This window comes from Deltaproteobacteria bacterium, from assembly GCA_016183235.1.
Classification (GTDB): Bacteria; UBA10199; UBA10199; order DSSB01; family JACPFA01; genus JACPFA01.
Window position 1 is genome coordinate 81,328 of record JACPFA010000033.1, and the last position, 15,898, is coordinate 97,225.

At 43.3% G+C, this 15,898-nt stretch carries 15 protein-coding genes; 9 read left to right on the forward strand and 6 right to left on the reverse strand.

Annotated features, from left to right (window positions below; translation table 11 throughout):
• Positions 1-182 precede the first annotated feature (182 nt).
• The 3 genes from HYU97_08360 (at position 183) to HYU97_08370 (ending at position 4,383) form a co-directional block, all read left to right on the forward strand.
• Positions 183-2,747 carry a hypothetical protein gene (locus HYU97_08360; GenBank protein MBI2336754.1) on the forward strand — a complete coding sequence of 855 codons (2,565 nt, stop codon included), beginning with the start codon at positions 183-185 and terminating at the stop codon, positions 2,745-2,747.
• A gap of 106 nt (positions 2,748-2,853) precedes the next feature.
• Complete coding sequence (locus tag HYU97_08365) at positions 2,854-3,621, forward strand: hypothetical protein (protein MBI2336755.1); 768 nt, start codon at positions 2,854-2,856, stop codon at positions 3,619-3,621.
• 117 nt (positions 3,622-3,738) lie between these two features.
• The gene (locus HYU97_08370; GenBank protein MBI2336756.1) at positions 3,739-4,383 is read left to right on the forward strand and encodes a hypothetical protein; all 645 of its coding nucleotides are present in this window, start codon (positions 3,739-3,741) and stop codon (positions 4,381-4,383) included.
• A 15-nt stretch (positions 4,384-4,398) separates the two neighbouring features.
• Here HYU97_08370 and bioD read toward each other — a convergent pair whose 3' ends face one another.
• The 5 genes from bioD to gmhB form a co-directional block, all read right to left on the reverse strand.
• The gene (bioD, locus tag HYU97_08375; GenBank protein MBI2336757.1) at positions 4,399-5,121 is read right to left on the reverse strand and encodes a dethiobiotin synthase; all 723 of its coding nucleotides are present in this window, start codon (positions 5,119-5,121) and stop codon (positions 4,399-4,401) included.
• Positions 5,122-5,124: 3 nt separating this feature from the next.
• The gene (bioA, locus tag HYU97_08380; GenBank protein ID MBI2336758.1) at positions 5,125-6,417 is read right to left on the reverse strand and encodes an adenosylmethionine--8-amino-7-oxononanoate transaminase; all 1,293 of its coding nucleotides are present in this window, start codon (positions 6,415-6,417) and stop codon (positions 5,125-5,127) included.
• A gap of 114 nt (positions 6,418-6,531) precedes the next feature.
• Positions 6,532-7,707 (reverse strand): 8-amino-7-oxononanoate synthase, encoded by a 1,176-nt coding sequence (bioF, locus tag HYU97_08385; protein ID MBI2336759.1) that lies wholly within the window; start codon positions 7,705-7,707, stop codon positions 6,532-6,534.
• The gene (bioB, locus tag HYU97_08390) at positions 7,704-8,645 is read right to left on the reverse strand and encodes a biotin synthase BioB (protein MBI2336760.1); all 942 of its coding nucleotides are present in this window, start codon (positions 8,643-8,645) and stop codon (positions 7,704-7,706) included. The genes bioF and bioB overlap by 4 nt, the downstream gene beginning before the upstream one ends.
• Positions 8,646-8,727: 82 nt before the next feature.
• Positions 8,728-9,276: a D-glycero-beta-D-manno-heptose 1,7-bisphosphate 7-phosphatase gene (gmhB, locus tag HYU97_08395; GenBank protein MBI2336761.1), complete on the reverse strand. Its 549-nt coding sequence runs from the start codon at positions 9,274-9,276 to the stop codon at positions 8,728-8,730.
• A gap of 38 nt (positions 9,277-9,314) precedes the next feature.
• Here gmhB and tsaD point away from each other — a divergent pair, with 38 nt between their 5' ends.
• The 6 genes from tsaD to HYU97_08425 all read left to right on the forward strand — a co-directional run bounded on the left by tsaD (position 9,315) and on the right by HYU97_08425 (position 15,246).
• Complete coding sequence (gene tsaD / locus HYU97_08400; protein ID MBI2336762.1) at positions 9,315-10,340, forward strand: tRNA (adenosine(37)-N6)-threonylcarbamoyltransferase complex transferase subunit TsaD; 1,026 nt, start codon at positions 9,315-9,317, stop codon at positions 10,338-10,340.
• The gene (rsmA, locus tag HYU97_08405) at positions 10,285-11,103 is read left to right on the forward strand and encodes a ribosomal RNA small subunit methyltransferase A (GenBank protein MBI2336763.1); all 819 of its coding nucleotides are present in this window, start codon (positions 10,285-10,287) and stop codon (positions 11,101-11,103) included. Before tsaD ends, rsmA begins: the two co-directional genes overlap by 56 nt.
• Before the next feature lie 592 nt (positions 11,104-11,695).
• The gene (locus tag HYU97_08410; GenBank protein ID MBI2336764.1) at positions 11,696-12,358 is read left to right on the forward strand and encodes a deoxynucleoside kinase; all 663 of its coding nucleotides are present in this window, start codon (positions 11,696-11,698) and stop codon (positions 12,356-12,358) included.
• The gene (gene panB / locus HYU97_08415; protein ID MBI2336765.1) at positions 12,333-13,130 is read left to right on the forward strand and encodes a 3-methyl-2-oxobutanoate hydroxymethyltransferase; all 798 of its coding nucleotides are present in this window, start codon (positions 12,333-12,335) and stop codon (positions 13,128-13,130) included. The genes HYU97_08410 and panB overlap by 26 nt, the downstream gene beginning before the upstream one ends.
• On the forward strand, positions 13,127-13,966 hold the full coding sequence (locus HYU97_08420) for a pantoate--beta-alanine ligase (GenBank protein ID MBI2336766.1): 840 nt from the start codon (positions 13,127-13,129) through the stop codon (positions 13,964-13,966). Before panB ends, HYU97_08420 begins: the two co-directional genes overlap by 4 nt.
• Positions 13,963-15,246 (forward strand): amidohydrolase family protein, encoded by a 1,284-nt coding sequence (locus HYU97_08425; protein MBI2336767.1) that lies wholly within the window; start codon positions 13,963-13,965, stop codon positions 15,244-15,246. The genes HYU97_08420 and HYU97_08425 overlap by 4 nt, the downstream gene beginning before the upstream one ends.
• On the opposite strand, the gene HYU97_08430 is transcribed toward HYU97_08425, so the two are convergent.
• Positions 15,243-15,854, reverse strand: coding sequence for a hypothetical protein (locus HYU97_08430; GenBank protein ID MBI2336768.1), 612 nt, complete (start codon positions 15,852-15,854; stop codon positions 15,243-15,245). The genes HYU97_08425 and HYU97_08430 overlap by 4 nt on opposite strands.
• Positions 15,855-15,898 lie beyond the last annotated feature (44 nt).

The following is a 15,898-nucleotide window of genomic DNA, read 5'->3' on the forward strand; positions in this document are numbered from 1 at the left end:
AAATTAATCCCTATTTAACAGGTCCACTCTTTTAAGAAAATCGATCAGTCCCAGGATTCGCTTCGCATTATACGAAATTCAGTAAAAGCCTGTCAAACAAATTGCTCATTCTGCCCCACTTTGTACAAACTTTTCAGAAGCCCCTATTTTGTTACTAAAAAAATTGACAGTCCTGCACCCCTATGCTGGAACTTCGACTTATGCCAGGGCAAACCACCGCTAAACGAGTCGAAACCAAACACGTTGTTTTTAATTTTGATCGCACGAAGTTCGTCCAAGAATTATTATCGTTGGGGCTCAAAGCCATTACGCCCAAGGTAGCAAAAAAGATCTGCCAAGAAGTTGAATTACATCTCCAATCTTACCAAGCCACTTCGATCACCTCCGAGTTGATCAGCAATGTGGTACGTTTCAAATTAGAAGAAATGGGAATTATCCCCTATCGTCCACAAAAAACAAAAGTTACGCGAATTCCTCCCCTTAAAAAAGAAGCCCCTCGCCAAATCCCTGAACCCGAAGAACCCACCGTCGTTGCAGCGGTGTGGAATGAAGATGCTGCGCTAGAAAAGTTAGTCGAATTGCCTGATAAAAAAGAAACCCCCGAAGTTAATGAACCTATTATTTTACCACCTAAAGTTTCTTTAAGTTTACCTGAACGCAGCCGTCATTATTTAGAAAAGCAGATTTTAGATGAAACCCACGCAAGTAGCTTAGAAACTACCTTCTACAAACTTGCGGAAAAAATAAGTGGTGGCGATGAACTAACCGCCTTAACCTTTTATAACCTCATGGCCACGGGAGAATTTTTCCCTCACCTTTCGGTTTTTAAATCCAAAGATCACAAACCGATGCTCAACCCCCTTTGGGGTCAGGTCACAGGAGAATTAGTAGAAAGTCTTCATCATATTCAAAATGCCATTGAACTTTTACAAAACAAAGTAGAATTTTCTATTTTTTTAAACCTAGAAGACGAAGCTTCGCCTCCAGATCGCTCTGCTAATTTTCATTGGTTAAAAATTTTTGATAGCACAGCAAGCCCATTCCCTTCAGGCCCACACCAAGTAGTGTTTCCTATTGATCATCCTGAAATTGAAGATTTCATCCGATTAATTTCCACAACTCCATTTGAAAAAGTAAAACCTCAATTTGCCTTATCCAGCGAATTTTTACAGGCAGTAGCCGCAGATACCTTTTTTGCGCTTAAACGACCCAGTAGCGGAAAAACAGTTAAATTAATCCCGGCACGCAAAATTTATGATGAACTTGTCAATTTAGCCAAATCGCAAGTCACCAGTATAGGCGTGCTTTTTCTCGACAACCTACCCCCTGAATTTCATGCCATACCCGCCTATATGGTATCGCCCGGCTTCACCCTTTATTCAGGGCTTAGCATGGGTGCCCTCAATCTTTTTAAGGCGATTGAAGGTCAAGAGATTAACTGGCAAAAATTACGCAGGATGATTCATGCTAGTGTGCAATTTTTAGATAATCTGGTTGATGTTGCGATGGTAGGCCTTGCCAATTTTGCAAGCCTAGAGGCCAACTTACAACAAAATCGAAGTATTGCTTTAGCGCCCGTTGGGCTCGCTGATCTTTTAATTGAACTTGAAATCCCTTATGGCTCGGAGCGCGCTTTAGAACTGACCGATCAGCTCATGGATTTTATTCGATTAGAGGCACTTGAAGCCAGCCGAGCCCTAGCCGAGAAAAAAGGCCCTTATTTAGGTTGGAACCCTGACAACAAAGGAAAACCTTTGCGTAATCAAAATATTTTGGCCATGGTTGAATCACCTGAATGGAGCAAGATTTTAGGGATCGAAGGGGGCATGCAACCCTTGCAAACCTTGACTTTGCAAGAAGGTTCGCATCAAGAAGAAAAACTTTTTTCAATCTATCCCCCTTTGGCTAAGGCCTGTTACGAACAAAATGTTTTTACACCCGAATTGGTTTCTCAATTACAAAGAGAAAATTCGATTCAAGGCATTGTAGGCATTACTTCTGATATCAAAGAAATTTTTGTAACCCGTCAAGATATTGGGGTTGATGCCTTGCTTAAGAGTTTTGAAGTGATTGCTAAGTATTGTGATTATTCTTGGGGCTTATCGGTTTCATTCCCTTCAACCTGTCAAACCCAAGCCCTACGCCAGATACTAGCCCGTGCCTATTTAGGAAAGCTAGATCGTTTAGAATTTAAAATTGCTATACCAGAAGACTTCGAATTGGAAGAAACCGAAATCGCTACCGTGGCAGAAGTTACTGCTCCCATCAAAACCCCTCAAAGCTTACCAACCTTTTTGTCTTATGTAAGACCAACATTGTTAGAAGGTTACACCCTTCATTTACCTTCAACCGAGCAAGAATTTTATGTGACCCTTAATTTATTAGACAAAGAGCTCAAAGAAATCCTTGCCCATACCAGCGAAGTCGAAGATCACTTTGGCCCCAACCAACTGAATGCCTTCACTCAACTTATCAATCTTATTTTGGAAGAAGGCTTAGATCTTAAAAAAATTCTAGAGCGCCTGTCTGCCTCTGAAAGTAAAGTTAGTTTTTTTGCCAAACAACTTAACAAAACCCTCGAGCAATTTCTCAACCAAGACCCGGTTACTAAACATTGGGCACTTAAGACGGCCCCACCCCCCACTACCCATACTTATCAAGAAGTAAGTTTTGGAACTTATCGCTATAAAACCTGGCTTTGCACGGCCTGCCAAACCCCCCATTATGCCCGCATTTCCAATTCCTAATCTTATTATTTAGTTAATACATATAGTTACAAAAAAATTGAATAAGAAAGAAACTTTTATACACAAATAAAGCGATATTCTATATTAGGACGGAAATAATTAAATTATGCAAAAATCAAATTTCTCATTTAAATGGTTCTCTTTTCTGGGCATGAGTCTCGTGCTGTTGGGATTTTCCACCCAGGCAATAGCTCAACTACCCTACCCTGGTATTTTTGTTTATCCCCAAGAATCGGAAGGCATATCCGATGCTGAAGCAGCGCTGATCGAATCGAGTCAACCTGATATTTTAAAGAAATACAGCAATATAAAGTTCATTCGTTTTCCCAGTGACAATGGCCTTGAAAGCGAAGTTCATCAAGAACCTTACCAAGCTGATGGTGTCGTCATGGATATGGATGGAATGCAAGCGGATTTAAATGTTGGTCATGTGGCAGGTTATGTAGTCAAGGTTGAGCATCCAAAAGATGTTTTGAACCAATACAAACCCAATGGTAAAATTGAGAAAGTTGATGGTTGCCAAGAATTCCCCAACCCGAGTGAAGCTCTGAAAGAGTACCAAGCCAAAAACTGCCCCCCTGCAGAAAAAGACCCTGCGGCTGCGGATGAACCTGACAACCAAGTCCAAGCAACTTCAACCCCTGTCGAGGGAACCGCTACTAATACCGTTGGTTCTGACGTGACCAATCCATCAGACCCATCCGATGAAGCTACAGAAGAAATAACCGATGAATTTGATGCTGCCGAGCCGGATAGCATTATTAGCCAAGGCGGCGGTTGCGCTTTTGGCCCTGCCCTACTTTCCACGAGTTTTTCATCTTTCTGGATGTTGACCCCCCTTACCCTGATTTTCTTGCGCTTCCTCCGCAGATAACTATTTAAAATCATTAATATTTACATTTTTATACACTTTTTTTGTCATAATAGTGAACTTTAGTACATACTATAGCCGATAAACTAATTAGGCACATTTAAACTTTTGGGGTGTGAAATGAAATCACTTAAAATTTTATCAACCACAATCGGTTTGATCTTAATGATAGGTTTAGGAACCACAGCTCGGAGTGAAGTATTCAAGGCTGTCAACTTAGAACAAGCAAAGAACATAAGAAACGCACTCGTTCAAGATTACGCCAATGATTATCCCTGCTCTTACAGAACGATTAGCACCATTGACCAGTTTTTTGAACTCACACTTATAGCTTTTGTAGCTCCTGGGGAAGCGCCACCCGCCAAAGCAGGCAACAAAAAACTTAAAGCCATTTATGGTGGCTATGCTGATTGTCTTCGTGCACAACAACAAGAACCCGCTCCAACTGAAGAACCTTCTCCTGAACCAACCGAACAGCCCATAGCCAGCCCTACTGCTAGCCCTGAGGTTGAAGTTATTGCTGAAGATACCACAATCACTGGGACTACCGAAGCAACGGATAATTCAACAGCCCCAGCTTATACGACTGGCTCGACTGCCCCTACTTCTCTGGAAGCAGGTTTAACACCTAATACGGTTGAACTAGCCATTGAAGGCACCGGTGGCTGTTCCTTAAACTCCAATGTTGTGGGCTCACCCAGCACCTTCTTGTGGATGTTCTCAAGTTTAATTTTAGTCGTCGCTAGCTGGATTCGCCGCAAATAAATTTTGAAAGTTTGTTTAGGGCCCCTTGATCAAATGTCTCATTTCACTCCCCCCAGAGGTGAGGCAGTCAAGGGGCTCAATTTTTTCAAGATAGGGGAACGTTCCCAGCACCGGCACTTTTGTAAACTCTTTTAAAATAGATTCATTCGAAGAGGCCGATTCATCCAACGATGAACTCAAGGCCTTAAAAATAACCCCGGCAATGGGTAAACGATGTTGCTGTAAAATTTTTAGCGTCATCAATGTATGATTGAGCGTGCCTAAGCCTTGTTTTGCCACCACCACGGCAGGAAGTTTAAATAAGGCAATTAGATCCAAAACTGTTTTTTGTGGAGTTAGCGGCACCAGCAGCCCACCGGCACCTTCTACTAAAATAAAATCAACCTTGGTTTTTAATTGCTCAAAATCTTGTTGAATTTTTTTAAAAGAAATTTCGATTTTTTCAAGGCGCGCCGCAACTAATGGCGCCAAGGGGGCGTGGAAAGAATAACTGTTAATAATATGGATCCCCCGGTCTACGCCGGGGGATGACATGGGGTTAGCGGGGGATGACGCGGGGTTAGAAAATAATTTCTTATAAAACCGAACGTCCCCATCAGCGCCCGTCACGCCGCTCTCTACCGGTTTAAAGATCCCCACTCGCTTGCCTTTTTTTTGAAGGGCCAAGGCTAAACTTGCCGTTACCATCGTTTTGCCAACACCCGTGTCAGTGCCGGTTACAAAATACCCTTGCGTCATTTCTTAAGTCACCTCATCCATGGCGTCATAAACCCCTTGCACCAACATTTGTAGGGTTGGCAAATCAATGGCCAGTGGCGGCATCAGCACTAAGGTATTTCCTAAGGGGCGGATAATAATCCCTCGCTTTCGAGCCGCCAACACCACTTGATGGCCCATTTTTTGCTCGATGGGATAAGAATCTAACTCGATCCCCACCATAAACCCTAACTGACGAACCTCTTTCACGTGAGGATGTTTTTGAAATTTAATCAAGGCCTCGGTCAAAAATTTAATTTTAGGCTGCAAATGAGTGAGCACCTGTTCTTCTTCAAAAATTTGCAAATTCGCCAGGGCTGCGGCACAGGCCAAGGGGTTACCCGTATAACTGTGACCATGAAAAAAAGTTTTGAAATCACGATAATCCCCACAAAAGGCCTGAAAAACCGATTCCGTTGTAAGAGTAGCAGCTAAAGGCAAGTAGCCACCCGTGATCCCTTTGGCTAAACACAAGAAATCAGGTTTCACCCCTTCATGTTCAATGGCAAACATCTTGCCAGTTCTACCAAAGCCTGTCGCCACTTCATCGCAAATTAAAAATACCCCATAGCGATCACACAATTTTCGCAAAAAACTTAAAAAATTATTGGGCATTAAACGCATGCCCGCTGCCCCTTGGATCATGGGCTCTACCACGCAAGCGACAATTTCTTCTCCCTGTTGCTTAAAAATTTGTTCGGCTTGTTCAACACTAAAATTTTGAATCGTAAGGGGTTCAAAAACCAAATCTTTAAATACAGCGTGAAATAATTCAATGCCACCTATCGACACACTCCCTAGAGTATCTCCATGGTAGGCATTGGCCAAATTTACAAAACGCCGCCTTTTTTTAAACTTGAGATTTTTGTCTTCGAGGTTACGAAAATATTGGTAGGCCATTTTCAAAGCTATTTCGACAGACGTGGCACCATTATCCGAGAAAAATACCTTGGTTAAATTCTCTGGCACAAACTCTAAAAGTTTTTTGGCAAAAAGTGTTGAAGGTAATGTAGACTGGCCCAGCAGGGTGGCATGGCATAAACGATCAACTTGATCTTTCAAGCTAGCTTTAAGCTTGGGGTGCCCATGGCCGTGGATATTGACCCAGAGCGAACTGACCCCATCGATATATTTTTTACCGTAGATATCGATTAAATAGCAACCTTCGCCGCGTTCAATGATAAGATTTTGCTCACGCAAATAATCTTGCATCTGGGTAAACGGGTGCCAAACCATTTGTTTGTCTAAACGTTCAATTTCTTCAGGGCGATATTTCATAAAACTTGCTCTAACGGGCATGTTGAAAAATGTCATTCCCGCGGAGGCGGGAATCCAGAACTATTTGAAATCACTGAATCCCTGCTTTCGCAGGGATGACAGAAAGTGCACTTTTCAACATTCCCCTAACGTACTCACCAATCGAGCCAATTCTTCATCGGTATGACTTGACATCACGGTAAGGCGTAAGCGCTCGGTACCTGACGCAACCGTTGGATAACGAATGGCCGTCAACCAGAAGCCTGCCGATTTTAAGAACTCACTCGCTCGCAAGGTTTTTTCTAAGTGATTAAGACGAATGGGCACAATGGGCGAAACAATTTTAAAAGTGTTATTCCACTGAGTTTGCAGCAATTTCTCTAACGTGCGCAGATTGTGCCAAAGCCTATCTCGCCTAACATGCTCTGCTGGCATCATTCTCAATGCCACAAGGCTCGCCCCTAACACAGCAGGGGGTAGCGAGGTGGTATAAATAAAAGTGCGTACTCGATTGACCAACCATTCGATTAAATTTTTTGAACCAGCGATAAAAGCACCAAATGAACCAAAGGCCTTGCCAAAGGTCCCCATTTGAATGACCCGCTGCAAACGCTCCGTAGAAATACCGCAGGCCTCTACTAAACCCTGCCCGGTTTTCCCAAATACGCCCACGGCATGGGCTTCATCTAAATAAATCCAAGTATCATACTTTTCAGCCAGGCTCAGCAAATCAAGTAAAGGTGCCACGTCTCCATCCATCGAAAAAACGGATTCTGTCACGATTATCAATTTGCCCTTGGCGTTCTCAGCACGTTCTTTCTTTAATTGTGCCTCGAGAGAATTTAAATCTAAATGAGGATAGATGACTTTTTTCGCCTTTGATAAACGCAGACCATCAATAATAGAAGCATGGTTGAGTTCATCGGTAAAATAAACGTCGCCCTCTGCTGCAAGCTGGCTAAGCACCCCCACATTGGCATGATAACCCGAGTTAAAAAGTAGAGCTGCTTCGGTTTGCTTAAACTTCGCGATCGTTGATTCTAATAATTCATGAAGGCTCGTACTACCATGGATCAGCCGGCTAGCCTTGCCCCCAGCCCCCCATTCTTGAATGGCCTGAATCGCGCCCTGTTTTAACCGTTCATCATCAGCTAAATCTAAATAATTGTTAGAAGAAAAATTAAGATAGGCTTTGCCATTGAAGGTTAGATGTTTGCCGTTATTGACCTGAAAAGAATAAAGCGAGCGATAAAGGCCTTGGGCTTTGATCTCTTCTAATTCCAATTGAAAATGGTTGCCTATTTCTTTCATGCCAGGGTGGGGCGTAACCCCAATTTTTTAAAGAGAAATTCATCTTCGGTAGCCGCAGGATTGGGAGTTGTTAAAAGTTTGTCCCCGTAAAAAATAGAATTGGCCCCTGCAAAGAAGCACAGGGCTTGAGTTGCCTCAGGCATGTTTTCACGACCGGCAGAAAGGCGCACTCTACTTTTTGGCATGGTAATACGAGCCACCGCAATGGTGCGAACAAAATCCAAAGGATCTAAACTTTCTACGCTCGATAAGGGAGTCCCTTCAACCTTGACCAAAAGATTGATGGGAACGCTCTCCGGGGGTGGATCTAAGTTGGCCAATTGAGCGATCAAGCCGACACGATGCTGCACCGATTCACCCATCCCCACAATGCCACCACAACAAACTTTCAAGTTGGCCTGGCGCACCTGGGCAAGGGTGTCTAAACGATCTTGATAAACTCGAGTAGAAATAATCTTGCCATAAAATTCAGGGTCGGCATCGAGATTGTGATTATAATAATCAAGGCCGGCGGCCGCTAACTTTTCGGCTTGGCCCGGTTTTAGCATCCCTAAGGTTACACAGGTCTCGAGCCCTAAATCTTTAACGGCTTGCACCATGTTTGCCACTTTTTCTAAATTTTCATCATTAGGGCTGCGCCAAGCCGCGCCCATACAAAATCGGCTGGCCCCCATTTTTTTTGCCTGCCTCGCCCTTGCCAATACTGTTTCTAAATCGAGCAAATCTTCTTGAGTGATCTTAGTTTCATAGTGAGCCGATTGCGGGCAATAAGCACAGTCCTCGGGGCAACCCCCTGTTTTAATCGATAAAAGGGTGCTCATTTGCACTTCGTTAGGGTCAAAATTTTGCCGATGAATGGAGTGAGCTTTAAACAACAAATCGTTGAAGGGGAGATTAAAAAGAGCCTCAATGGCTTCAATACTCAGGGGAAGATTCATACCTTAAGGTGGTTAGACCAAAAGATAGGCCTTAGTCAAATAGGGATCCTAGAGGTTAGACAGAATAATTAATGTTAAAACATCACTCCCCTAATAAATGTTGAACGGCTGCCCTAAGATCAGCAACAACATAATGGGCTTGGGTGGTAGATTTCTCTTCTTTACCATAACCTGTTTCTACCAGGTAGGTCGTCATGTTTAATCGAAGCCCAGCTTCAATATCAGAATTTTTATCACCAATCATCACCGCTTGAGCAGCAGAATTTTTCACAAGCTTTAACCCCTGCTCTAACATCCCTGGATTCGGTTTTCGGCAAAGGCATGCCATGGTATAGGCCTGAACGGATCCATCGGGATGATGCGGGCAGTGAAAGACCCCCTCAATTTTCACATGCGCTTCTGCAAGCTCTTGTAACATGTACTGGGTTAGATGATGGTAATCTTCTTCCGTATAAAGACCCCGAGCAATGCCCGCTTGGTTGGTAACAATAATAATTTGTTTTTGCGCACGGGTTAAAGCCTGTAGTGCGGCCAGAACTCCAGGTAAAAACTCAAAATCATCGACCCGATAAATATAGCCCCGATCATGGTTGATTGTCCCATCCCGATCAATAAACACAACTTGTTTCATATTGAGTTCTTCTAGCATGTAAAGTATCCAATGCAAATATGAAGATTCTAGCTATTGAATCCTCCTGCGACGATTTATCACTTTGCATCTACGAAGATAAAAAAGTTTTATCGCTAGTGTCAGCTTCTCAAACCGAAGTTCATAGCCCCTTTGGCGGCGTAGTCCCAGAGCTCGCCTCCCGCGAACACTTAAACGGCATTGTGCCAACGCTCACCCTTGCCTTAGAAAAAGCTAATCTAACATTGGCTGAGATTGATGCCATCGCAGCCACCTATGCCCCTGGCCTGATTGGTTCTATTCTAGTGGGTTTGAGTTTTGCCAAGGCCTTAAGTTATGCACTAAAAAAACCCTTCATCGGCATTCATCATATCGAGGCCCATTTGTTAAGCCCGCTGCTCGAGGGTGAAATTGATTTCCCCTGTCTGGGGCTGGTGCTCTCCGGGGGTCACACCCATCTTTATAAAATTGCTTCGATTGGAAATTACGAATTGTTGGGAAAAACCGTCGACGACGCCATTGGAGAGGCGTTTGACAAAGTGGGAAAAATTTTAGCTCTGCCTTACCCTGGTGGCCCCGAGATCGATCGATTAAGTTCTCAAGGCAATCCCAAACGTTTTCAATTTACTTTTCCCATGGTAAAGTCCAACCCACTTTATGTCAGCTACAGTGGGCTCAAAACCGCAGCAGCGAGCCTTTGGGAAAGTTTGCAAAAGACCGATACCGAACGGGCCGATTTAGCCGCTAGTTTTCAAGAAATGGCCATTCGTATCATTGAAAGAATGATTGAACGAACCCGACATAAAATCGGACTATTGCGCCTGTTAGTATCGGGCGGAGTGGCCTGCAATCGTCGTCTAAGACAAGGCTTAAAAGGACTCGCCGATTCGCAAGGTTTTCAGATCTTGCTCCCCTCCCCTCGCTATTGCACCGACAACGCCGCCATGGTAGCTCTGGTGGCGGATTTTTACCTGCATAAAGGAATTGTTTCGCCACTTGATCTTGATGCCTATGACAGCCAACCACTTGGGGTTTTCCCATCCAATCGAATTAGTCCGACAAGCTAAGTTAGCTTGCAAAAAATCACTGGGCCAACACCATTTAGTTGCGCCTGGGGTGATTAGTAAAATCACAGAGCTAATCCCAACTCAAAGTTCAATCATTGAAATTGGGCCTGGAGCTGGGGTTTTAAGCTGGCCACTGGCTACAACCGCAAAAGATTTTTATTTAATCGAAAAAGATTCGATCGCTTATGACTTTTTAAAAAATTTATTCAAAGACTTTCCTCATGTAAAATTAATTCACGAAGATTTTTTAGAATTCGACCTTTCGATCTTTCCAACTCAAGCCTACTATATTGTTTCTAATCTCCCCTACAACGTAGGCACGGCAATACTTTTAAAATTATTAAAACAATTTCCCCACGCTCATCTCATGATCTTAATGTTTCAAAAAGAAGTCGCTGACCGTCTCTTGGCAAAACCCAAAACTAAAAATTATGGAAGCCTTTCCGTTTTCGTGCAAACCTTAGCTAAGGTAAATAAAATAAGCGACGTAGAACCAGGGGCATTTCTACCCCCACCCGATGTCCGTTCGACCATCGTAAAAATCGAACCTTATCCCACTCAGAAACATTCTCCCAAATTAATCACCCGCTTAGAAAATCTACTTAAAAAAGCCTTCCAACAACGCCGCAAAATGTTAAAAGGCACCTTAAAGGGATTTTTCCCTCCGAACCAATTAGATAGCTTATTAAAAAAATTCGGAAATCCCAAAGCCCGCCCCGAAGAACTCACCCCCAACCAATGGCAGGAATTAGCAACCTCTTAACGACTGAGACAGCTTCGTCAAATTAACGCACCTAAAAAGTTTTACTGAAGTCGGCAGAGGCTTCCAGGGGTCCGTGTCGTCCGGCGGTTACGGCCGCCGGACGCACTCAAAGTCTCAGCTTTCACGGCTATATAGCCATAGTGGTGAAAGCTGGAGTTTACCCTGAGCGAAGCGACAGGGACAAACCCCTTCCAGCCTCAGCCAACTTCAGTAAAACTTTTCATATTTCTCAAATATTTGAAGAGAAGTCTTTTCGAGGTAGGGAGAGGTCAAGGGAGAGCCTTTTAGCGCAGAAGGTCGGATCCAACGCATGCGCCTCAGGACAGGCTCCGGAGGGCGTCTGTCCCTCGCAATGACAGATGCCCTCATAGGCCGACCGGGCGCGGGCTCTCCATTGGCCTCTCCCTACCTCGAAAAGACGTGACCCTAATTGAAGAACTAAATGGAAGATTGCCACGCTCGTTATCATGGGTCCCCGCCTTCGCGAGGATGACACCGCTCGCAATGACAGATGAGCCCTGCTGGACTCGGAATGACATGACTTCTATTAATGACTAGACAAACCTAATGGGCGTAGGTAGGTTTTTTGCTTATGGAGCGCTCATTCCGTTACATTGCTGTGGAAGGGCCCATTGGAGCGGGCAAGACAACCCTTGCCACCAAGATCGCTCAAGATTTATCTGCTCGACTTATTTTGGAAGAAGCGGAAAAAAATCCTTTTTTGGCCCAATTTTATCAAAACCTAGACCACAAAGGAGGTTATGCCTTTCAAACTCAAGTTTTCTTTTTGCTCTCTCGTTTCAAACAACAACAAGAATTGGCTCAACAAGATCTCTTTTCTACCACCCAAGTTTCGGATTACATTTTTGCCAAAGATCGAATTTTTGCTTTTCTCAATCTTGAGCAAGAAGAAATTTCCCTCTACGACAAACTTTATCAAACTTTAGATACCCGCGTGGTAAAACCTGATCTGGTAATCTTTTTACAAGCTAGCCTTGAAACCCTAAAAGGCCGCATTAAAAACCGTGGGGTTGCTTATGAAAAACAAATCACTGATGAATACTTAGAAAATTTATGTCAGGCTTATAATCAGTTTTTCTTTCAATACAATGAGGCACCGCTTTTAACTATTAATTGTAGTGAAATCGATATCATTAATGAAGAAGCAGATTACAAACGTCTCATTCGTGAAATCGCCAATATGGAAAAATCAAAATTAACCCGTCATTATGTTAGCATCAGCAGCAAAAAATAAAATCACCGTCCCACAAATCATACAGGCCAAACGTCGAGAAAAACTGGCCATGGTGACAGCTTATGATTACACCATGGCAAGGTTCGTTGATGCAGCAGGCGTCGATATTATCTTAGTCGGTGATTCATTAGGCATGGTGATTCAAGGAAAAAAGAACACCTTAAGCGTCACCATGGAACAGATGATTTATCATACCCGTTGCGTGGCCCAAGGCGCCCGCCATGCCCATGTGGTTTTAGATATGCCTTTCTTAAGTTATCAAGCTTCAAAACAAGATGCCATCAAACATGCAGGCCTTGCTCTAAAAAAGGGAAAGGCCGAATCGATTAAATTAGAAGGTGGAGTGGAGATTGCTGAGATTGTTAAAACCCTCACCGCTCTGGGCATACCCGTCATGGGACATGTGGGCTTAAAGCCCCAACATGTTCATGCCATGGGTGGTTTTAAAATTCAGGGCAAAACTCCTGTAGCCGCCAAAAAAATCTTGCAAGATGCCATTGCTCTGCAGGCCGCTGGGGCTTATGGTTTGGTGTTGGAAGGTATCCCACATGTACTCGCTAAAAAAATTACCAAGGCTCTAAAAATCCCCACCATCGGGATTGGCTCTGGAGTGCACTGTGATGGCCAAGTGTTGGTTTGCTACGATTTATTAGGGATGAATCCTGATTTTACACCTAGCTTTGTTAAACAATTTGCCAAAATAGGCCCTGCTATTAAAACAGGGGTTAGCCAATTTGTAAAAGAGGTTAAATCAGGAGTTTTTCCCTCATGAAAATGCTTAGCTCCAGCCTCGAAACGTTTGATTATTTACAAAATTTAAAACACCAAAAAAAAACCATCGGTTTTGTGCCCACCATGGGCTACCTCCACCCGGGGCATCTTTCACTCGTTGATATTGCCGCACAACACACCGACATTGTGGTGATGAGTATCTACGTTAACCCCACTCAATTTGGCCCTAATGAAGATTTTGAAAAATACCCCCGCGATTTAAATCGTGACATCCAGTTAATCGAAAAAAAAGTTGATGTTTTATTTACGCCAGAAACGAACGACATCTATGGTTTAAAAAATATCCCGGTGTGGAAAGATCAAAACAACCTGGAGTCTAAATTGTGTGGCAAATCGCGGCCTGGGCATTTTAAAGGAGTCTCTGAGATCGTTTTGCGTTTATTCAAAGTGGTTGATCCTCACGTGGCAGTTTTTGGAGAAAAAGATTATCAACAATTAACGCTCATCCGACACATGGTTGAAGATTTGGGTTTGAAAATAAAAATTTTGGGTGGCCCCACCCTACGAGACAGTGACGAACTGGCACTGAGCAGTCGTAATGTTTACTTAAAACCAGAATCTAGAAAAGAGGCCTTGACCTTATATGAAGCTATTCAATTGGCGCAAAATTTGGTAAAAAAAGGCGAGTTGAGCGTTGCTAATATAAAGGCTGCATTAATGAGACTTTTTAATTCTCATCCTAACCTCGAAATTGATTATGTAGAGATTGTTAATGCCCATACCCTTGCCCCTCTAGAAAAAATCAATGAACCTGCTCGGCTGATGCTGGCCATCAAAATCCAAGGAGTTCGTCTGATTGATAATGCAAGCCTATGACTAAAGATGTTCAAATCATTACGGCCGACTTTGTGCTTCCCATTGAAGACCCACCCTTTGAACAAGGCGGTGTAGCCATTGCTGAGGGAGCCATTCTTGCGATGGGTTCAAAAGAAAAACTTTCCCAACAATTTCCTCGCGGCAATCCAACCCACTTTGCCCAAGGGGCTTTACTCCCAGGGCTTATTAACCCCCATTTAATCGTCGACGCCAATGCCTTAGCCAGGCGACTCAAGCCTTGGCTTGACCCTAACAACGAACATTTTAACTTTGTGGAATGGCTACTTACTTACGCTGAATTAAAAAGCCAATTATCACCTGAAGAACTTTCGGCTTCGATCCAAAGTAATTTAATTAAAACTCAAAGCGCCGGCATTACCACGCTAGGTGCGGTAAGTTCTTGGGATGATAGCATTCAACTCTATGAAAAATCGCCCTTGAGAATCGTAGCCTTTGCCGAAATTTTGAACCTCAACAAACAAAAAGCCGCCCACGATTTTGAAAGTGCTATCAGTAACATTGAAAAAATAGCCGAACATGAGTTGAAACGCATCACCCCAGGGTTAGCCCCTTTTTCCGCCTTCACTTTATCAAAAAATTTACTTAAAATTTTGGCCCAACATGCCGATGAATATCATTTGCCCGTTCACCTCCACGTGGCCGAAACGTTTAGCGAGATGGAATTTTTTTATGCTTCAAAAGGAGATATTACCGACCACTTGTTTCCCGAAGCCGGCTGGAAAGAAATTCCCCCACCCCATCAAATGACTCCTATTCAATATTTACGTGAAATTGATTTTTTAAAACCCAATCTTATTTTAATGGGCTGCCTTCACTTGGGCGCCACTGACCTGGCCATTTTAGAACAAGCCCATGCTAAAATTTTACTCGCCCCGCAGGCCTTTTACCGGCTTAAGTTGGGTGAAATCCCTTTTCAAAAAACTTTTGCCGCTTCTCTTACCACAGCATTGGCCACCCTCGGCTCTCCTTGGGGAGGGGGAATTTCGTTGTGGGAAGAATTACGTGCCACTACGACTCACTTAGAAAAAAATGGGGTGGTTTTTAGCTATGAAGATTTACTCAAAAAAGTAACCCTTGATGCAGCCAAGTGCTTACTCATAGAACAACAAATTGGTAGTTTGAAAAAAGATAAACGGGCTGATCTGTTGGTGATTAACACGCAAGCCAAAGACACAGCGGCACTGGCGGAACGCCTTGTTTTAGATACGGATGAAGCGAATGTGCAAGCCATGTGGGTAGATGGCAATCGGGTTTCTTAACGCACGGTTAGGCTCACGATGTCTTCCCCGCATTCGTTAAGGAAAATCGTATAACCAAAAATTTTTACAGAAACCGGTTGAATGGGCTTGCGAGTATTTTGCGATACTAATTCAATCTCTTTCTTTTTACCCCCTGAAGAAATTTCTAAAAACATCCCCACAACCCCTTCATGAGTACAATCATAACCTTCTTGACAAAGGGTATTAATAAAATTTTTACCAAAAATTTTTAAAGTTTTATTGCCGTCTTGTAATAGGGCGGTTTGGGCAACCCCTAAAAAGAATTCTTGGCCAAGGGTGATGGGAATTTGATGAGTTAATAAATCGTGAGAAGGAATTTTGCCTTGGGTCACCTGGAAAGATTTAGCAGCAAAGACCCCGTTGGGTTGACTCTGCCCCTCTACCTCAACATAATCACCAGGTTTTACTTTTTGACCCCCAGCTGAACCACTTAAATAAACCCGAACGATGGGAGGGACTTCTACTGAAAAGCTTCTCCCACTAGGATGCACTGACTTAACAATGCCCTTGATGGTTTCTGCTTGAACAACGTACGGAACAATCAAAAACCACAAACTAAACCCAATTGTTTTCCACTTCCACATCATACTGATAGACCTGTTGAAGGTTTTTTAAACCTTCAACAGATCAT

Bases quoted from the DNA above. Each gene is read 5' to 3' on its own strand.
- HYU97_08420 (MBI2336766.1), top strand. From the start codon at position 13,127: ATGAAAATGCTTAGCTCCAGCCTCGAAACGTTTGATTATTTACAAAAT.
- bioB (MBI2336760.1), bottom strand. From the start codon at position 8,645: ATGAATCTTCCCCTGAGTATTGAAGCCATTGAGGCTCTTTTTAATCTC.
- panB (MBI2336765.1), top strand. From the start codon at position 12,333: ATGTTAGCATCAGCAGCAAAAAATAAAATCACCGTCCCACAAATCATA.
- HYU97_08360 (MBI2336754.1), top strand. From the start codon at position 183: ATGCTGGAACTTCGACTTATGCCAGGGCAAACCACCGCTAAACGAGTC.
- tsaD (MBI2336762.1), top strand. From the start codon at position 9,315: ATGAAGATTCTAGCTATTGAATCCTCCTGCGACGATTTATCACTTTGC.
- rsmA (MBI2336763.1), top strand. From the start codon at position 10,285: ATGACAGCCAACCACTTGGGGTTTTCCCATCCAATCGAATTAGTCCGA.
- HYU97_08365 (MBI2336755.1), top strand. From the start codon at position 2,854: ATGCAAAAATCAAATTTCTCATTTAAATGGTTCTCTTTTCTGGGCATG.
- gmhB (MBI2336761.1), bottom strand. From the start codon at position 9,276: ATGAAACAAGTTGTGTTTATTGATCGGGATGGGACAATCAACCATGAT.
- HYU97_08370 (MBI2336756.1), top strand. From the start codon at position 3,739: ATGAAATCACTTAAAATTTTATCAACCACAATCGGTTTGATCTTAATG.
- bioA (MBI2336758.1), bottom strand. From the start codon at position 6,417: ATGAAATATCGCCCTGAAGAAATTGAACGTTTAGACAAACAAATGGTT.
- HYU97_08410 (MBI2336764.1), top strand. From the start codon at position 11,696: ATGGAGCGCTCATTCCGTTACATTGCTGTGGAAGGGCCCATTGGAGCG.
- bioD (MBI2336757.1), bottom strand. From the start codon at position 5,121: ATGACGCAAGGGTATTTTGTAACCGGCACTGACACGGGTGTTGGCAAA.
- HYU97_08425 (MBI2336767.1), top strand. From the start codon at position 13,963: ATGACTAAAGATGTTCAAATCATTACGGCCGACTTTGTGCTTCCCATT.
- HYU97_08430 (MBI2336768.1), bottom strand. From the start codon at position 15,854: ATGATGTGGAAGTGGAAAACAATTGGGTTTAGTTTGTGGTTTTTGATT.
- bioF (MBI2336759.1), bottom strand. From the start codon at position 7,707: ATGAAAGAAATAGGCAACCATTTTCAATTGGAATTAGAAGAGATCAAA.